Here is a 19,069-nt window from a genome sequence, read left to right on the forward strand (position 1 = left end):
AGGATGAAATTTTCATCCTCTTTTTTTATTTTCTTTTTTGAGAAGATTGTCTTATAATCAACTCAGTCCCTAAAGTTTTAGAATGTTCTGCTGGGGATTCGATTGTTTTTTTAATCAATTCAATTAATAATGAAGAGGCAATAATTCCCATTTCAACATCAGGTTGATTAACCGTTGTTAGACCAGGCTCGATTACTGCAGATATTGTGTCGTTGTTAAAACCAACAATAGCAATATCATCTGGTATTTTTAAACCTTCTTTTTTAAAGAATTGTATAGCACTAATGGCTGCCGTGTCATTAGAGGAATATATACCATCTACTTTTGGTAAGCTCAGTACTTTTTTAGCCAATTCAATACCATCAGCTTCAGAAAGTTGAGACTCTAAAATATATTCTTCTCTAATCGGAATGTTATGATTTTTTAGGGCGGTAATATACCCTTGCATTCTTTGTTTATAAAGTTCAATTTTTTGAAATCCAGAAAAGTGTACAATATCTTTACAACCATTTTTGATTAGGTGTTCTGTAGCTTTATAACTAGCATCAAAATCATCAATACCAATGTTTGGCGTATCACCCATTACAATAGGTCTATCAAAAAAGACAATAGGTCCACCATTGTTTTTAAAATTATGTAAATGATCGTAATTAGTTGTTCCCATTGAAACAGAAATTAACAATCCATCTACACGGTTAGAAAGTAAGGTAGAAACCAGTTGTTGTTCCCTTTCAAAACTTTCTAAAGATTGTCCAATAACTACATTGTATCCTGCTTTATAAGCGGTTTCTTCTATTCCTGAAATTACAGAAGAGAAAAAGTTTCTAGAAATTCTAGGTACAATAATACCAATAGTGTTGGTTTTATTGGTTCTTAAGTTAGAGGCTAAAATATTTTTTTGATATCCTAATTCAGCTGCTTTTTTCTGAATTAAGTCTTTTGTTTTTTGTGAAACTCTTGGACTATTATTCAGCGCTCTAGAGACAGTAGAACTGTTAATCTTTAGTGCTCTAGAAATATCATGAATAGTTGTCTTTTTTTTCATTTTAATTAGGGGGTATCTTAATGTAAAGTAAAACTAAAAATTATAAACATATTATAATTTTTAGTTTTACTTAATTTATAAAGATAAAATAAGAGGTTAATTTAATAAACCAAATACACCTGGTAACCATAAACTTAAAGAAGGGAAATAAGTTACAAGGAATAAAGAAACTATCATGGCTAAAAATAAAGGCAATAATGGTTTGATAACTTTATCGATAGTAGTATTTGCAACTCCAATCCCTACAAATAGTACAGATCCTACAGGAGGAGTACATAATCCAATACTTAGATTTAAAACCATAATCATTCCAAAGTGAATTGGATCCATTCCTAAAGCTGTTACTACTGGTAAGAAAATAGGAGTAAAAATTAATACAGCAGGTGTCATATCCATAAACACTCCAACAAATAATAATAAAAGGTTGATGATGATTAGAATAACAATTTTATTATCGCTAATTCCTAATAGTACATTACTAATATCTTGAGGAATGTTTTCAAAAGACATTACCCATGACATACTCATAGAAGCTCCAATTAACAACATTACAATAGCTGTGGTACAAGAAGAGTCTAATAAAATTTCTGGTAAGCTTTTTAAGTTAATTTCTTTATAAATAATCCCTAAAAGGAATGTGTATAGCACCGCAATTGCAGAAGCTTCGGTAGCTGTAAAAACTCCTACTACAATTCCACCAATCACAATAATTAATAATAATAAACTAGGAACGGCATCAATAAAAGTTTTAAATACTTGTTTTAAAGTACTACGCTCTCCTAATTTATATCCTTTCTTTTTTGCCCAAAACGAAGCTACAAGCATTAAAAGTAATCCTGTTAAGATTCCAGGAACATACCCTGCTAAGAACAATGCGGCAATAGAAACACCACCACTAGCTAAAGAATATACAATTAATACATTACTAGGAGGGATGATTAACCCAGTAGTTGATGAGGTAATATTTACCGCAGCTCCAAATTCTTTAGAGTATCCTTCTTTTTCCATTTCAGGACCTAAGATACTTCCCATTGCAGATGCAGATGCCATTGCAGATCCTGCAATAGCTCCCATAAGCATAGCTCCAATAACATTAATAAGTGCTAAACCACCAGGTAAAGAACCTACTAATGTTTTGGCAAAAGCAATTAATCGATGGGCAATTCCACCTTTATTCATTAACTGTCCAGACAATACAAAGAAAGGGATTGCTAATAAAGAAAAACTATCTAATCCTGTTCCCATTCTTTGGGAAACAGTTGTTAATGCAGGCATCACAGGGATGCTTACCAACATTGTTAATACTGAAGAAATGGCAATACTCCAAGCTACAGGTGTTCCGATGGTTAGTAAGATCAGAAAACTTACTACTAATACTAATTCTGGTAAAAATTCCATAATATTTATGATCTTAAAAGGTCTGTAATTTTATAATAAATAATTAATGCTCCACTTACAGGAATTACTGCGTATACAAAAGCCAGTGGTATTTGTAATGCTGGAGAGGTTTGTCCAAGTAAAAAACTAATGTATACCAATCTTAATCCACCAACAACCATGGCAGCAAAAGCAAAAAGTATCACTAAAATAAAAACTAATATTCTTAATTTTTTTTGAGTAGCAGGACCTGTTTTTAAAGGAACTACATCAATAGCAACATGCATGTTTCTACCCGATACATATGCAGCACCTAAAATTCCGACCCAAATCATTAAGTATCTAGATAATTCATCCGTAAAAGAACTAGGAGATCCGATGACAAATCTTGAAAATACTTGCCATAACACATTAATAACCATCAATCCCATGATAATCGTTAAGGCAGTACCTAGTGTTTTATCTATTTTTTTTCTTAATTCCATTTTACTTCGTGTTTTTAATTCGTTGAATTAATTTATAAACTTCAGGGTCTTTTTTTACTTCATCATAAATAGGAGTTACCATATCAGAGAATAAAGTTTTGTCAGGTCTAATAATTTTAACTCCTGCTTTTTCAACTTCAGTAAGGGCTTCTTTTTCGGCTTCTAACCAAAGTTCTCTTTGATACTTCACAGAGTTTTTGATAGCTATTTTAACCCATTCTTTTTCTTGTTCGGTTAAAGCATCCCAAAAGTGAGTACTTCCTACAAGAATGTCTGGAACTACAGTGTGTTCATCTAAGGTGTAATTTTTACAAACTTCGTAATGTCTAGATAAATAAAAAGAAGGAGGATTGTTTTCAGCTGCATCCACCACTCCTTGTTGTAATGAAGTGTATAATTCTCCCCATGAAATAGGTGTTGGAGAACCACCAAGACTACGAACCATATTCATGGCACTAACACTTTCCATCACACGTATTTTTAATCCTTTTAAATCTTCGGGAGAGTGAATAGCTTTGTCTTTGCTATAAAAACTTCTACTTCCAGCATCATAATATCCTAAACCTTTTAACCAAAACTGAATTCCATCATCTAATAATTCTTGACCAATTTCACCGTCTAATACATTAAAAGTATGTTCGCGATCTCTAAATAAATAAGGCAATCCTAATACTTTCATTTTAGGCGCAAAATTCTCTAAAACCGCTGCAGATACTTTAGTCATTTCTAAACTACCAATTTGTAGTAACTCTAAACATTCTCTTTCTGTTCCAAGTTGTTGACTAGGATAGACATTAATTTTTAATGTTCCGTTTGATAATTTGTATAAATCATCACTCATTTTAAGCATGGCAATATGAACTGAGTGCTTTGTATCTAAACCATGAGCTAGTTTAATGGTTTTGGTTTTTTTTGTTAATTCATTACATCCGAATAATAGTGGAATGAAAAACAAACAATATAAGATTGTTTTAAGTCGCATGAGTTTTGTCTTGTTATAAATTTAAATGATGATTTTTTTATTAATTACGATGTTATAAGGTGATTATAATATGTTGAAGTTCAATATTATCTCTTTATATAAACCTTTCTGTTTTTTGTGTAATATATGTAAATTATTAGTGAATAAATTATAGAATTATTAGTGTTTGAGCAAATGTATAATTTTATTTCTACAATACAATCGATTGTATTGTGTTTTTTTTTACTACTTTTGCTAGCATTAAAATTAATATAGCAAACGTATGAAACAGAATATTGAAACTAGATATGCAGCTTCTCCAAGAGAGGTAAAACAGATGGATACTCAAGGATTAAGAGATGAATTCTTAGTAGAGGATTTGTTTACTGAGGACAATGTTAAATTGGTGTATTCTCATTATGATAGATATGTTATAGGAGGGGTTTCACCAGTAAACAAAGCGATTTCTTTAGAAACGATAGATCAGTTAAAGTCTTCTTACTTTTTAGAAAGAAGAGAGTTAGGAGTTATAAACGTTGGTGAAGCAGGATCTGTTAGTGTTGATGGTCAAGTATATGAACTAGGACACAAAGAAGCTTTATACATTGGAAAAGGAAATAAAGAAATTATTTTCTCAAGTAAGTCTTCTAGTAACCCAGCACTTTTTTATATCAATTCAACTCCAGCACATAAAACTTATCCAACTAAAAAGATTGGTTTAGATGATGTTGAGGTAGTAGAGTTAGGTACACCAGAAACTAGTAATGCTAGAACCATTCGTAAGTATATTGTAAATAGTGTGGTTGATGTATGTCAATTACAAATGGGGATGACTACTTTAAAATCTGGAAGTGTATGGAATACTATGCCAGCTCACGTTCATGATAGAAGAATGGAAGTTTATTTCTATTTAGATGTACCACAAGACCAAGCAGTATCTCATTTTATGGGAGAGCCAACAGAAACAAGACATGTTTGGATGGCAAATCATCAAGCAATCATTTCTCCACCATGGTCAATTCACTCTGGAGCAGGAACTTCATCATATACTTTTATTTGGGGTATGGCTGGTGAAAATCTTGATTATGGAGATATGGATGTATGTGCAATAAACGAATTACGATAATCTAACCAATTAATTATAATAATATTATGTCAAAACAATTGTTTGATTTAACAGGGAAAGTAGCTCTTATCACAGGAGCAACTCATGGTTTAGGTATGGCTATGGCTAAAGGATTAGGGTTTGCAGGAGCAACTATTGTTGTTAACGGAAATTCGTCACAAGAAAAATTAGATACTGCAGTAGCAGCATACAAAGAATTGGGATTAAATGCTCATGGATATTTGTTTGATGTAACTAATGAAGAGCAGGTTATAGCAAGTGTAAAAAAGATTGAAAAAGAGGTTGGTGCTATTGATGTTTTGGTAAATAATGCTGGAATTATAAAGAGAACTCCTTTGGTAGAAATGGAGGTAGCAGATTTTAAACAAGTAATAGATGTAGATTTAGTATCTCCTTTTATTGTTTCTAAAGCTGTAGTACCAGGAATGATTGAAAGAAATAGCGGGAAAATTATTAACATTTGCTCTATGATGAGTGAGTTAGGAAGAAATTCTGTAGGAGCATATGCAGCTGCCAAAGGTGGATTGAAGATGTTGACTCAAAATATGGCTACAGAATGGGCTAAGTTTAATATTCAAACCAATGGGATTGGGCCAGGATATTTTGCTACAAGCCAAACAGCTCCTATTAGAGTAGAAGGAAACCCTTTTAACGATTTTATTATAAGTAGAACGCCAGCAGGAAAATGGGGAGACCCAGATGATTTACAAGGAGCAGCTATTTTCTTAAGTTCTAATGCAAGTAACTTTATTAATGGTCAGGTATTATATGTTGATGGAGGAATTTTAGCTACTATTGGTAAACCATCAAACGAATAAATAAGTTAATCTTTTTAAATTAAGTGTTTTATAAAAAAAGAGGATGATTATTTCATCCTCTTTTTTTGTTTTAATCTTCTTTAAAGCAAAGAGCGGCAGCACCAATAATTCCGGCATCATTACCTAGGGTTGCAAGTCTAATGTCTAGATTTTCAAGATAGTATTCAGGAAGTCTTTTCTTAAGTACTTTATTCATATTCTTTTTCACAATCTTAAAAGCTTTACTAACCCCTCCTCCAATAAAAACAGTTTTAACGTCCAATATTCTTAAAGTAGACACAAGGGTTTCACCTAAAACAAATCCTACTTTTTCAAATACTTCAACAGCTACGGGATCATCATTTGTAGCAGCAATTACAATATCTTTTGCATTTAGGTTTTTAGAAACTAAATTGGTTTTCTGTCCTTTTTTTATTTTTTTCAAAGCCATTTCAATCAAAGCTTTTTTTCCCATATTTTCTTCAGCGGTTTTTCCGTTAGAGGAAATAATATGACCTGCTTCCATAGCATTTCCATTTCCCCCTTTAAAAATTTTACCATCTAACACGGCTGCACTTCCAAGTCCAGTTCCTAAAGTCATAAATAAAAAGTTTTTAGGTACTTTGTTTTTGGCAAAATGCAATTCACCAATAGCCGCAGCATTGGCATCGTTTTCAAGAAAGAAAGAAGTATTAGGATGTTTATTTTCTAAAATACTAATTAGATCAACATTATTAAATTCAGGAATATTTTCCATGTAAACCGTTGTTTTTCGGTTTTTAGAAATCATTCCAGGAACAGCAATTCCCACTTTTTTTATTTGCGGATTTTCTTTTAGTTCTAGATTAATTAATTTTACAAACTCGCTGATGAAGTTTCCTGTATCACGTAAAATTTTGGTAGGATGTTTTTCTTTTTTAAGTAAAGAACCTTTTTTATTTACAACTCCAATTTTTATATTGGTTCCACCAACATCAATTCCTATATACTCTTCCATTTAAATTTAGTTTTATGAATTAGATAAAAAATATGGGGTATGAGTAAATATAGGTAAAATCTGTTTTTTAATAAGAGTTATAAGGTGATTATCTGATTTGATTATGAATTATTTTGCTTTTAAATGTGTTTTTTGATGAAATTACACTGATTTACAATTCAAAATAATTTGTCCTACATAAATAAAACTGTATTTTTGCCGCACTAAATTAAATATAATGGCAAGTATTCAAGAGCTAAAAGATTTTACACAACAAGTAAGAAGAGATATTTTACGTATGGTTCATGCTGTGAATTCAGGACATCCAGGAGGATCATTAGGGTGTGCGGAATATATTACAGTGTTGTATCAAGAAATTATGAAGCACAATGCTGAGAAATTTGACATGGATGGAAAAGATCAAGATTTGTTCTTTTTATCTAATGGACATATTTCTCCAGTTTTTTATAGTGTATTGTCTCGTAGCGGATATTTTCCAGTATCTGAATTATCGACTTTCCGTTTGCTAAATTCTAGATTACAAGGACATCCAACTACTCACGAAGGTTTAGAAGGAATTCGTATCGCATCTGGTTCTTTAGGACAAGGAATGAGTGTTGCTCTTGGAGCAGCTCAAGCTAAAAAATTAAATGGTGATGATCGTTTGGTATATAGCTTACACGGTGATGGTGAGTTACAAGAAGGTCAAAACTGGGAAGCAATTATGTATGCTGCTGCTAAGAAAGTAGATAATTATATTGCTGCGGTTGATGTTAACTTAAAACAAATTGATGGTACAACTGATCAGGTTTTACCAATGGGATCTATTAAAGCTAAATTTGAAGCTTTTGGATGGGAAGTTTTAGAGGTTAAAGAAGGAAATGATATCGAAGCAATTATTGCAGGTTTAAAGAAAGCTCAATCTTTAACAGGTAACGGAAAACCAGTTTGTATTTTATTATATACAGAAATGGGTAACGGAGTTGATTTTATGATGCACACTCACGCATGGCACGGTAAAGCACCAAATGATGAGCAATTAGAAAATGCATTGGCTCAAAATCCTGAAACTTTAGGAGATTATTAAGAATAGCAATTCTTTATTATAAAATATATTAGTTAAAAAAGCGCTGTAGTAAATACAGCGCTTTTTTTTATTGATTATTATTTAAGTAAAGACTTATTCTTTTCGGATAAGTCTTTACTTATTTTAAAGATTATTTTATTTCGTAAATAGCAATGGTACTAGATACTTCATGAGTAGCAATCATTAAATAGTTTCCTGTTGGGCTGTCTGTTTTATCAACAACAATTAAGCCTTCTGGAGCAATGTCGTTAGCATCATATAGCCAAGTGATGAATTCTGGGTTTAAAGGATTGGTTATGTTGTAAACAAGAATACCACTCGTTCTTTCTAAACCAACAAATAACATGATTTCATCTCCTACTTTTAAAGTTTTTACCGCTTCTGGTTCAGCACCTTTATCGTCAGATCTTCCATCAGCATCTCCTTCATCTTGATTGAAAATTGATGGAGCAAGGGCTAGTGTTCTTCTAGAGATTTCAGAACCTGAATCGTAAACCAATTGTCCGCTAGTATTCCATATAGAAAAAGAACGACCACCATATCCGTAGATTTGTTCATACAAACCATCGTTGTTTTCATCACCATTAGCAGTTGTAATTTTTAAGCGCCCTAAGTTTTCGTCTTCTTGTAACCAACTTGCATTAGGGTATGTAGCAGGATCTAAACTTAAGTCTTTTACTCTTTCTTCTTCGGAATAACCACCGTAGTCTCTTGCATCACCTTCGTTAGCAGATACAATATATCCATTTCCGTTAGTGGTAAAATAGTCAATAGCATCAGGCATATAAAAACTTAAAACATTCCAGCTTTTTAAATTTCCTGCAATTCCATCTTTATCAGAAGCATCTATTTCGTTACCAGAAATATTATAGTTTTTAGTACCTAATCCCACTAAACTTGTAATTGTTTTTGTTTCTAAATCAACAACAGCCATTCCGTTATTTTCTTGTAAGACAACGTAAGCTGTTTTAGAGTCATCAGAAATAGTTATGTATTCTGGTTCTATATCTTCTTGTAGAGTTGCTGTTCCATTATTTCCAAAAATTCTAAATCCATTACCAGGATTTGATTGTGAAGTAAAATCTATTTGAGTAATAGTTCCTGAAGCAATTTCAACAACAGTAATAGATCCTTCTGGGTCTATAGTGTAGTCATCGTTAGGTTCTCCTTCGTTTGCTGATAAAATATATTTTCCATCAGGAGAAAAAGTAACCATATCAGGTAAAGCACCGGCTGTATATGATTTTATCAATACTTGTGTGTTGGTATTGTAAGTTTCAATAGTTCCGTTAGCTTGTTTGTTGTTGTTTTCAACCGCAACAGCTAAAATACCATTGTGAACGGCAACAGAGTTAGGACTTCCTGTTAAAGAAATAGAAGTTAGTTTGCTAGGAGCGGTAGCATCGGTTAAGTTTAATACAGAGATTTCGTTTTCTTCTGGATTTACAATAAATAATTTATTGGTTGTTGGGTCAAAAGCCGAGATTTCTGAGTATGCCTCATCATTACCATTGGTAAAAGTTCCGATTTTAGTAAAACTTAGTTGGTTTATATTAATAGCGTTGTGACCGTCTTGACCGTTTTCACTATCAATACCATTAAGGCCATCTTCGGAACAAGATGTTAGTATGCTTGAGGTACCAATAATTCCGATAAATAATAATTTAAATAATTTTTTCATTTTTAAAAGTTGTTTGTTTAAAATTGCAAACAAAACAACAGTTTAAAGGTCAAGTAAAGGTTAATAGATAACAAAGGAATTGTTACTATGTTGCTAAGTAAATGTTAGTAGAATTGTTTAATGTTAATTTTATGTGATTGAAGCAGAAAGAAGTATATAAAACAAAAAACCACAACAATTAAGTTGTGGTTTTTAATGTGGTGTCTCCAGTCCCGAAACTTCGGGAGAACCAGGGAGATTTATTTTTTATAGAGAGTATCAATTAAAATAGCTTGGTTGTCAATTATTTTTCTGAACCAACTTTTTATATTCAGATATATAAAACAAAAAACCACAACAATTAAGTTGTGGTTTTTATTGTGGTGCCTCCAGGAATCGAACCAGGGACACAAGGATTTTCAGTCCTTTGCTCTACCAACTGAGCTAAGGCACCATGCTTAACTTAGCGGTTGCAAATATATAATCTTTTTAAAGTTCTACAAATTTTTTGACCAAAAAATGTTTCTATATTTGAAGAGTATAATAAGAAAGAAATGAATTTAATTATTGATGAAGGGAATACCAGAATAAAACTAGCTGTTTTTGATGAAACTTTATTGGTTGATTTAGTGGTGACTAGCATTGATGGATGTGAAGAAACCATTCAAAAAGTAATCACTAAATATGATATTAAATCTTTGATAGTGTCATCGGTAACAGATGAAATAAATCATATAGTTTCAGGTTTAAAATTGCTGAATAAGGTTGTTTTATCTAACGAAACCCCTTTGCCTTTTAAAAACTTATATGATACTCCCAAAACTTTGGGGGTAGATAGACTAGCGTTGGTTACAGCTGCTTGGTCTCAATATCCTAATCAAAACTCTTTGGTGATAGATGCAGGAACTTGTGTGACTTATGATTTTATCAATAAACAAGGAGAGTATTTAGGAGGAGCCATTTCTCCAGGATTAAAAATGCGTTTTAAAAGCATGCATTCTTTCACCAAAAAGCTTCCAGATTTAGATATTCCATTAAGTAGAGTAGATATTATTGGAAAAAGCACAAAACAATCTATGGAAAGTGGCGTTTTAAATGGTATGGTGTTTGAGATTGATGGAGCTATTGCGCATTATCAACAAAAATTTAAAGATGTTAATATAATATTAACGGGAGGAGATGCTAATTCCTTGTGTAAACAATTAAAAAATAGCATATTTGTCAACCCGAATTTTTTGTTAGAAGGATTAAATGCGGTTCTAACGTATCAAAGTAAAAATGAAGCAAAACTTAAGTAATGTCGTTGTAGGATTAGTATTGTTGTTTTTTGTATCTGCAAAAGCACAAGAACAACAAGTTTCATCCCTATTATCAAATATAGGTTTAGGAACAACTTTTTCTGAAGCAACTATAGCCGAAAAGGCTCAAGGAGATTTATCAGTAGTAGGTAATAATAATGTTGAGGTACTTTCTTTTACCAATCCAGCATTGTTGTCTGATTTACAATTAACATCATTTGGTGTTGCTTTTCAAGTTCAAAGCAATAATGTAACCGCTCAAGAATCAAATTTTTCAACTTCAAATACTACAATTTCTAATTTATCTTTTGGTGTGCCTTTAGGTGTAAAAGGAGGACTTTCTTTGGGGTTAAGAGTGCATTCTGCTGTAGGTTTTGAGGTAAATACAGATAATTTTTACAATCAAGGAAGTGGAAGTGTAAATCAAATTTATGCTGGAATTGGGTATGAGATTTTTAAGAACTTCTCTCTAGGTTTACAAGCCAATATGTACTTTGGAGAAACAACAAAAACACAGGCTTTTAAAAATGTTCAAAAATCTACTGTTTATGACGAAACATATAATGTTAAAGGACTTGCTACAAAAGTAGGTGCACAATATAAATTAAATCTTTCTGAAAAGTTAATAGCACAAGTAGGTGCTTATGGAGTTTTGAATCATCAACTTACAGCAACTGGGAATGCAAGGTTTTATGAAGCTATTCAAACCGATGAGAATTCATTTTCCATGATAGCTACTCCAATTACTTCAAACTTGTCTGGAACTCAAGAAAATCCATTTAAATCAGTATTAGGATTAGGTTTAGGAACTTATAATCATTGGTTTGCTGGAGTTTCATATGAAAGTCAAGGAGCTACAACATATTCAGGAAATGTTTTTAACCAAACCAATAACACTGATGTACCTGTTGATTTTGAATCAAAATCTAAAATAAGTGTTGGGGGGTATATAATACCTAAAAAATATGCTTTAAAAAACTACTTAAATCGAGTGACTTATAGAGCTGGATTTAAGTATGAAAATACAGGAACTGTACTGAATAATGAGAGTTTAAAGAATATTGGCATGTCTTTTGGGGTAGGATTACCAATAGGAAAGAGAATTTCTTACGCAAACTTTACTCTTGAAGTAGGGCAATTAGGAGAATTCTCTAAAAACAATTATCAAGAAGAATACATCAACGTTGGTGTCAATTTTTCATTATCAGATAAATGGTTCGAAAAAAGAGTAATACGCTAAATAATCAATAATAATATGAAAACAAGACTAACTACATTTTTTACAATTTTATTTTCAGTTATGATGTTTACGGCTCAGGCACAAGATGATCCGAGCTTACGTTATAATATGTTAAAAACAGACTATAAGACCAAAAATTATGACTCAGCTCTTAAAAATTTAGAGTGGTGTTTAGATAATAGTCCAAAATTAACTGCAAATATTTATAAGTATGGAGGGAATTTATTGGATGATGTATTAAAAGAAGCAACACCAGAGAAAAAAGCAAAGATTGCTGCTTTAGGTAAAAAGATGTACGAAAAAAGATTTGAAAATTATCCTGATGAAGATCCAGCAAAGGCTCATAGTGATTATGCTGACTTTTTGAAAGAAGTTGGAGGGGATAAAGAAGAAATTTTCAAAAATTACGATGAAGCATTTAAGGTTGATCCAACTAAATTAGGAGTAGGTTCTATCATTAGTTATTTTACTACAGTAATTGATAAATATAAGGATACTGATTTACAATTGGTGTTTAACACTTATGATGCTACTGTTGAAGCTATTGACGCTAAAGTTGAAGGATATTTAGATAATATTCAAAAACTACACGCAAAAGAAGATGAAGGACAAACTTTAATTTCTTCTGAAAAAAGAAAATTACACGCTTATACCGTAAACTCTAAGGCATTAGGACAAGTTGAAGCTATTTTAGATCAAAAAATGGAAGAAATTTCTACTTGTGAGTACTTAATTCCTTTATATACAGAAGAGTTTGAAGCTAATAAAACAAACAAAGTTTGGGTTACAAGAGCGATCAACCGTATGTTTAAAAAAGATTGTACAGAAGACCCTTTATATGCTAGTTTGGTAGAACAATATCAAGAAATAGATCCTTCTCCAGAAGCATCTGTATTATATGCAGGTTTATTAATGGATAAAGGAGAAACTGAAAAAGCTATTTCTTTCTTTGATAAAGCTATTTCTCAAGAAACAGATCCAGCTAAAAAAGCTAAAAACTTATATAAAGTAGCAGATATTTTTAAGAAAAGAGGTCAAAATGCAAAGGCAGTTTCTTATGCTAAAAAGGCGATTGCAGCAAAGTCTAACTTTGGTAGAGCTTATACTATGATTGCAACTTTATACGCAGATGGAGTTAATAACTGTGGAACTGATGAGTTTGAAAAGCGTATGGTATACGTAGCAGCAAAAACTTACGCATTAAAAGCAGCTAGAGTAGATCCAAGTATTGGAGTGTATGCTTCTAAATTAGGAAAAGCTTATGCAGCAAATGAACCAAGTAAAAAATTAGTATTTAATAACGAATTAGGATTAAAATCTGGAGATTCGTACACTATTAAATGTTGGATTAATGAAACTGTAAGAGTTCCTTAATTAAACTTTACTAAAAAGAAATAAAAAGCCAAAGATTCATTTCTTTGGCTTTTTTTATGAATCAATGGAGTGATTGTAATGGTTTACTTTAGAATTTATAATCCTATATTTGTAATAGTTATTAAAAAGCATGAGGCAGAAAAGTAATTTTATTTTTTTTATCAAACCCATAAGCGCAATAGGCTTAATCTTAGTGTTTTTGGCAAGTTGTAAGAATTCATCAAAAGAGATTAATGACTTTTTAGCAGATAAAAATTTACCTGTAGGTGTTGCCGAAAATATGAATCATGTGTACAAAGATTCTGGTAAAGTAACCAGTAGGTTAATCGCTCCTGTATTTTGGGATTTTAAAAACAGAAAGTTAAATCCATACTCAGAATTTCCAAAAGGAGTAAAAATAGTAAACATCAATAGAGTTTCAAGAGATTCAGTAACTATACTTGGCGATTATGCAATTAGTTATGAAAAAACTAGGGTTTCAGAAATTATTGGTCATGTAGTAGTTATTAATCACCTAAATGGAGTGATTTTAAATACCGATCAAATGTATTGGGATCAAAAAGAAAAATATTACTTTACCAAGAGTCCTTTTACTATTTATACAGAAACGGATACTCTAACAGGAGTAGGATTTGAGTCTGAAAGTAACTTAAGTAATTGGATATTAAATAATACACAAGGCGATTTTATCGTAAATCAAAAAGAGAAATAAAATGCACAAATTTTCAAAAATTATAGAGTGGGGATACTTAGCTTTAGGAGTTGTTTTTTTAGTAGAAGTATTTACCAATTGGAATACAGATAGACAAAAAGCAATTGTATCTATTTTATTTTCTGCTCTTGCTATTTTTATGTTTATTTTTAAACGTAGATTTAGAAAAAATCGCACAGAAAAATAAAAACCTATGGATTTAGAAATCCTTATAATTGTTGTTTCTATTCTTTTATCAGCTTTTTTTTCGGGCTTAGAAATTGCGTTTGTTTCTTCTAATAAACTGCAAGTTGCTTTAGAAAAGAAAAAAGAAGGATTAACATCAAAATTGTTGACCAAGTTAACAGAAAAATCATCAAAATTTATAACCACCATGTTGGTCGGTAATAATATTGCTTTGGTGGTGTATAGTTTTTATATGGGAAAAAAGTTGGTGACTTTGTTTCCGCAGGATATGAATGATTTTACATTACTATTACTACAAACTATTATTTCTACTTTGGTAATTTTAATTACTGCAGAGTTTTTGCCAAAAGCAATTTTTAGAGTTTATGCCAATGAAACATTAATCATATTTGCATTACCGGCATATTTTTTCTATTTGTTGTTTCACCTTATTTCTGGGTTTATAGAGCAAATATCTAATGGACTTTTAAAATTGTTTTTTGGAGCAGATGCAGATGAAAAAGATACTGAGTTTAGTAAAGAAGAATTAGGTCATTATATTGATAAACAATTAGAAATTGGTAAAAAAGATGACGAAGAAATTGATTCTGAAATTCAGATTTTTCAAAACGCATTAAGTTTTAATTCTGTAAAAGCACGTGAAATTATGGTGCCAAGAACAGATATTGAAGCTATTGAAATTCACGATAGAGTTAGTAAACTAAAACAACGTTTTGTAGATACAGGTTTTTCAAAAATTTTAATTTATAAAACCTCTTTTGATGATATTATAGGTTACGTTCATGCTTATGAAATGTTTAAAATGCCTAAAACCATTAAGTCCATTTTATTACCTGTTGAGTATATTCCAGAATCTATGATGATTAACGAGGTGCTAAACGTAATGATGAAAAAACGTAAAAGCATTGCTGTGGTGATTGATGAATATGGAGGAACCTCTGGAGTTATTACTGTAGAAGATATTATAGAGGAATTGTTTGGTGAAATAGAAGATGAACATGATAAAATAGCTTTAACTGATAAAAAGTTAGACGAAAATGAATTTGAATTATCAGGAAGGTTAGAGGTTGATTATTTAAATGAAACTTATGGATTAAATATTCCTGAGTCAGAATCCTACGAAACTTTAGGAGGATATATTATTGAAAGTATAGAAGATATTCCTCAATTGGGAGAAGAATTCCAAATTGATGGTTTTTTTATTAAAATAACACAAGTAAGTAACGCTAGAATAGAAGAAGTTTATCTAAAATCTAATTATTATACAGAGTAATTGTTTTTTTCTTTAAAAACAGTCTTTTTATTTCCTGATTTCAATTGAAATTGTATTTTAGCGGACAATCAAAAAATTACATATATAGAAATGGCAATATTATCAAAGATCAGAGATCGCTCAGGATTTTTAATCATCGTTATTGGATTAGCGATGTTTTCATTTGTAGTAAGTCCTAAAAACATTATAGACTTTTTTAGCAGTCAAAACCTAGATGCTATCGGAAAAGTAAATGATGAGGATATTTCATACAAAGAGTTTGCAACAAGAGTTGAGAACTTTAAAGCTCAAAACAGAAATGCTTCTGCTTATGGGGCTATGACTGTTGAGAACATGGTATGGGATCAAATGGTTAGAGAAAAAATTTATGAAACTAAATTAGCTCAAGCTGGTGTAGTTATTGGCGAGGGTGAAATTTGGCAAGCAATTATAGCAAGTAATGAAGTAGTAAACTCTCCTCAGTTTAAAGATAAAGATGGAAAGTTTAACGAAGATTTATTAAAAGCATACATTGCTGGTTTAGAATCAGACACTACTGAGCAAGGAAAACAATATTTACAAGGTTGGTTGGCATACGAAAAATCTGTGAAGCAAAGTTTGTTAACTCAAGCTTATAACTCTTTGGTTAATGTAGGTGTAGGAGTTACAGAAGCAGAAGCAATTAATGATTATGTTATCAACAACACTAGCGTTAGTGCAGATTATGTTTATTTGCCATTCTCTTCAATTCCTAATACAGATGTTAAAGTAAGTAAAGATGATGTAGCTGAATATATTAACGAGCACTCAAACTTGTATGAAACAGAAGCTACTAGAAACTTAAAATTGGTTAAGTTTTCTTTTACTGCCTCTCAAGAAGATGAAGATGATATTAAGCATGGTTTAGAGAGTTTAATTGCTGATAAAGAAGAGTACAGTAAAATTTCTAAGTCTACAGAATTAGTTAAAGGATTTAAAAACACAGAAGACGCAAAATTATTTGTAGAAGAAAGTTCTTCAGATTTACCATTGGTTGATAGATTTCAGTTCGAAGATGAATTACCAACAGTTGCTAAAGAAGATATCAAAAAGGCTTCTGTAGGTGATGTTGTAGGGCCATATAAGTTCTCTTCATACTATAAAATTTCTAAGTTGTTAGATGTTCAACAAATTCCAGATTCAGTTCAAGCAAGTCATATCTTAATTAACTTTATCGGATCTCAAGGAGCACAACCAACAGTAACTAGAACATTAGCTGATGCAGAAAAATTAGCAGATAGTCTTTTAACTGTTGTTAAAAAATCTTCTAAAAAATTCGGAACAATAGCTGAGAATTATTCTTCAGACCCAGGATCTGCTGCTAAGCAAGGTTCATTAGGATGGTTTGGATACAGAGCTATGGTACCAGAATTTAGAGATTACTGTTTTGAAAATAAAAAAGGATCTGTAGGAATTGTTAAAACAGCTTATGGATTACATATCATCAAAATAGAAGACCAAAAGAACTTTAGTAAAGCATATAAATTAGCAACTATTGCTAGACAAATTCAAGCTTCAGAAAAAACAGAAAATAAAGTTTTTGAACAAGCAGAGATTTTTGCTAACGAGTTAAGAAACGGAGGAGACTTTGAAGCTATTGCTAAAGAAAAAGGATATGCTGTAAGTCCAGTGAACGGATTAAAAGCTTTAGATGTTTACGTTGGTTCTGTGGGAGAAAACAGAAGAATTGTAAAATGGGCTTTTGATGAAGAAACAGAATTAAACGCTACTAATCGTTTTGATTTAGACGAAAAAGGTTATGCGGTAGTAATGTTAACTAACAAGCAAGAAAAAGGATTAATGTCTGCAACAAGCGCATTTAGTCAAGTTGAGCCAATTTTAATCAAACAAAAGAAAGCAGAACTTCTTGAAGAAAAAATGACAGCTGGTAGTTTAGAGGGTATTGCTAAAGCTAACAATATTAAAGTAGAAAGCTTTAGTAATGTAACTTTAGGAGCCCCAACCATTCCTGGTGTTGGTATTGAGCCTGGTGTAGTTAGTGCAGCGGCTGTTAGCAAACAAGGAGTGTTGGTAAACAATATTGTTGGAGATAAAGGAGTTTTTGCTATTGTAAATAAAGCTGTAACTGTACCAGAAGCAGATGCTACTAAGGTAAATGTTAAAACAGTAAATAACATGGTAAAATCTACTGTATCAAGTCAATTATACAATGGATTAAAAGACGAGTCTTCTATAGAAGATTATAGAGCAGCTCGTTATTAATAATCCTAAGAGATTAAATAATAAAAGAGGCTTTAGAGCCTCTTTTTTTGTACTCAATATCAACGTTTCTTACCTTTGTTATTATGATAACTCAAGAACAATTACAAAAATTGGCCAATAGAGTAGCCAAGCTTAAACAATATTTAGAGATAGATAAAAAATTGATTGAAATTGCCAATCAAGAAGAGAAATCTGTTGCCCCTGATTTTTGGAATAACCCAAAAGAAGCCGAAGCACATATGAAAGTGCTAAGAGGTTTAAAAAAATGGGTTGACGATTATAACAAAGCAAATACTCTTGTAGGTGATTTAAGTGTAACACTTGAGTTTTATAAAGAGGGTGAAGCAACCGAAGAGGAAGTAAATGATTTAGAAACAGAAGTCGTTACTTTAATAGAAGATATTGAGTTTAGGAATATGCTTTCTGAAGAAGGTGATGAAATGAGTGCCGTACTACAGATTACTGCAGGTGCTGGTGGAACCGAAAGTTGTGATTGGGCGGCAATGTTGTTGCGTATGTACAGCATGTGGTCTAACAAACAAGGTTTTAAGCTTAAAGAACTTAATATGCAAGATGGTGATACGGCAGGAATTAAAACCGTTACCATTGAAATTGAAGGTGAGTTTGCTTTTGGTTATTTAAAGGGAGAAAATGGTGTTCACAGATTGGTGCGTATTTCTCCATTTGATAGTAATGCTAAAAGACATACTTCTTTTGCTTCGGTATATGTATATCCTTTGGTTGATGATTCTATCGAAATTAAAATAGATCCTTCGGATTATACTTTCGAAACAATGAGAGCTAGTGGAGCAGGAGGACAAAATGTAAACAAGGTAGAAACTGCTGTACGTTTGCGTCACCATCCAACAGGTATTATTATAGAAAATTCAGAAACCAGATCTCAGTTAGATAATAAAACCAAAGCCATGCAGTTGTTAAAATCTCAATTATATGAGTTAGAACTGCAAAAGAAAATGGCTGCAAGAACCGAAATTGAGGCGAATAAAATGAAAATTGATTTTGGTTCTCAAATTCGTAATTATGTAATGCATCCTTATAAATTGGTAAAAGATGTTAGAACTGCTCACGAAACAGGTAATGTTGATGCGGTGATGAATGGAGATATAGATGGTTTCTTAAAATCATATTTAATGATGGCAGGACAGCCAGAACAAAACAACGAATTATAACATATTTTTAAAGGTGTAAATGGTGTTCGAGCGAAGTCGAG

Annotated in this window: 17 protein-coding genes and 1 tRNA gene; 11 read left to right on the forward strand and 7 right to left on the reverse strand. The window is 31.7% G+C overall.

Translation table 11 applies throughout. The features are described 5' to 3' along the window. Nucleotides 1-25: 25 nt before the first annotated feature. From AXE80_RS02515 to AXE80_RS02530, 4 genes are all read right to left on the reverse strand, one after another. A complete protein-coding gene (locus AXE80_RS02515; protein ID WP_068824329.1) occupies nucleotides 26-1,045 on the reverse strand; it encodes a LacI family DNA-binding transcriptional regulator in 1,020 nt (339 codons plus the stop codon). A gap of 96 nt (nucleotides 1,046-1,141) precedes the next feature. After that, nucleotides 1,142-2,443 carry a TRAP transporter large permease gene (locus AXE80_RS02520; protein WP_068824330.1) on the reverse strand — a complete coding sequence of 434 codons (1,302 nt, stop codon included), beginning with the start codon at nucleotides 2,441-2,443 and terminating at the stop codon, nucleotides 1,142-1,144. 5 nt (nucleotides 2,444-2,448) lie between these two features. Further along, nucleotides 2,449-2,907: a TRAP transporter small permease gene (locus tag AXE80_RS02525; RefSeq protein WP_068824331.1), complete on the reverse strand. Its 459-nt coding sequence runs from the start codon at nucleotides 2,905-2,907 to the stop codon at nucleotides 2,449-2,451. 1 nt (nucleotide 2,908) lies between these two features. Continuing rightward, entirely contained in the window at nucleotides 2,909-3,889 is a 981-nt protein-coding gene (locus AXE80_RS02530) for a TRAP transporter substrate-binding protein (RefSeq protein ID WP_068824332.1), read from the reverse strand. A gap of 262 nt (nucleotides 3,890-4,151) precedes the next feature. Here AXE80_RS02530 and kduI point away from each other — a divergent pair, with 262 nt between their 5' ends. Next, a complete protein-coding gene (gene kduI / locus AXE80_RS02535) occupies nucleotides 4,152-4,994 on the forward strand; it encodes a 5-dehydro-4-deoxy-D-glucuronate isomerase (RefSeq protein WP_068824333.1) in 843 nt (280 codons plus the stop codon). A 26-nt stretch (nucleotides 4,995-5,020) separates the two neighbouring features. After that, nucleotides 5,021-5,812: a gluconate 5-dehydrogenase gene (locus tag AXE80_RS02540; protein ID WP_068824334.1), complete on the forward strand. Its 792-nt coding sequence runs from the start codon at nucleotides 5,021-5,023 to the stop codon at nucleotides 5,810-5,812. A gap of 70 nt (nucleotides 5,813-5,882) precedes the next feature. On the opposite strand, the gene AXE80_RS02545 is transcribed toward AXE80_RS02540, so the two are convergent. Continuing rightward, nucleotides 5,883-6,788, reverse strand: a complete 906-nt coding sequence (locus tag AXE80_RS02545; RefSeq protein ID WP_068824335.1) for an ROK family protein — start codon at nucleotides 6,786-6,788, stop codon at nucleotides 5,883-5,885. Between the two features lie 217 nt (nucleotides 6,789-7,005). On the opposite strand from AXE80_RS02545, the gene AXE80_RS02550 reads away from it, so the two are divergent. Continuing rightward, nucleotides 7,006-7,854, forward strand: coding sequence for a transketolase (locus AXE80_RS02550; protein ID WP_068824336.1), 849 nt, complete (start codon nucleotides 7,006-7,008; stop codon nucleotides 7,852-7,854). A 130-nt stretch (nucleotides 7,855-7,984) separates the two neighbouring features. On the opposite strand, the gene AXE80_RS02555 is transcribed toward AXE80_RS02550, so the two are convergent. Continuing rightward, nucleotides 7,985-9,535 carry a choice-of-anchor I family protein gene (locus AXE80_RS02555; RefSeq protein WP_068828600.1) on the reverse strand — a complete coding sequence of 517 codons (1,551 nt, stop codon included), beginning with the start codon at nucleotides 9,533-9,535 and terminating at the stop codon, nucleotides 7,985-7,987. Nucleotides 9,536-9,895: 360 nt separating this feature from the next. After that, nucleotides 9,896-9,968: transfer RNA gene (locus tag AXE80_RS02560), tRNA-Phe, on the reverse strand. Between the two features lie 100 nt (nucleotides 9,969-10,068). On the opposite strand from AXE80_RS02560, the gene AXE80_RS02565 reads away from it, so the two are divergent. The 8 genes from AXE80_RS02565 to prfB all read left to right on the forward strand — a co-directional run bounded on the left by AXE80_RS02565 (nucleotide 10,069) and on the right by prfB (nucleotide 19,028). After that, nucleotides 10,069-10,812, forward strand: a complete 744-nt coding sequence (locus tag AXE80_RS02565; protein ID WP_068824337.1) for a type III pantothenate kinase — start codon at nucleotides 10,069-10,071, stop codon at nucleotides 10,810-10,812. Continuing rightward, nucleotides 10,793-12,052 carry a hypothetical protein gene (locus AXE80_RS02570; protein ID WP_068824338.1) on the forward strand — a complete coding sequence of 420 codons (1,260 nt, stop codon included), beginning with the start codon at nucleotides 10,793-10,795 and terminating at the stop codon, nucleotides 12,050-12,052. The genes AXE80_RS02565 and AXE80_RS02570 overlap by 20 nt, the downstream gene beginning before the upstream one ends. 15 nt (nucleotides 12,053-12,067) lie before the next feature. Further along, the gene (locus AXE80_RS02575; protein ID WP_157359327.1) at nucleotides 12,068-13,426 is read left to right on the forward strand and encodes a tetratricopeptide repeat protein; all 1,359 of its coding nucleotides are present in this window, start codon (nucleotides 12,068-12,070) and stop codon (nucleotides 13,424-13,426) included. A gap of 130 nt (nucleotides 13,427-13,556) precedes the next feature. After that, nucleotides 13,557-14,138: an LPS export ABC transporter periplasmic protein LptC gene (lptC, locus tag AXE80_RS02580; RefSeq protein WP_068824340.1), complete on the forward strand. Its 582-nt coding sequence runs from the start codon at nucleotides 13,557-13,559 to the stop codon at nucleotides 14,136-14,138. Nucleotide 14,139: 1 nt separating this feature from the next. Next, nucleotides 14,140-14,325, forward strand: coding sequence for a hypothetical protein (locus tag AXE80_RS02585; protein ID WP_068824341.1), 186 nt, complete (start codon nucleotides 14,140-14,142; stop codon nucleotides 14,323-14,325). A gap of 6 nt (nucleotides 14,326-14,331) precedes the next feature. Continuing rightward, complete coding sequence (locus AXE80_RS02590) at nucleotides 14,332-15,597, forward strand: hemolysin family protein (protein WP_068824342.1); 1,266 nt, start codon at nucleotides 14,332-14,334, stop codon at nucleotides 15,595-15,597. 90 nt (nucleotides 15,598-15,687) lie between these two features. Next, nucleotides 15,688-17,838 carry a peptidylprolyl isomerase gene (locus AXE80_RS02595; protein WP_068824343.1) on the forward strand — a complete coding sequence of 717 codons (2,151 nt, stop codon included), beginning with the start codon at nucleotides 15,688-15,690 and terminating at the stop codon, nucleotides 17,836-17,838. Nucleotides 17,839-17,921: 83 nt separating this feature from the next. Next, complete coding sequence (gene prfB, locus AXE80_RS02600) at nucleotides 17,922-19,028, forward strand: peptide chain release factor 2 (RefSeq protein ID WP_068824344.1); 1,107 nt, start codon at nucleotides 17,922-17,924, stop codon at nucleotides 19,026-19,028. Nucleotides 19,029-19,069 lie beyond the last annotated feature (41 nt).

It is taken from the genome of Wenyingzhuangia fucanilytica (assembly GCF_001697185.1).
In the GTDB taxonomy this organism is placed as follows: Bacteria; Bacteroidota; Bacteroidia; order Flavobacteriales; family Flavobacteriaceae; genus Wenyingzhuangia; species Wenyingzhuangia fucanilytica.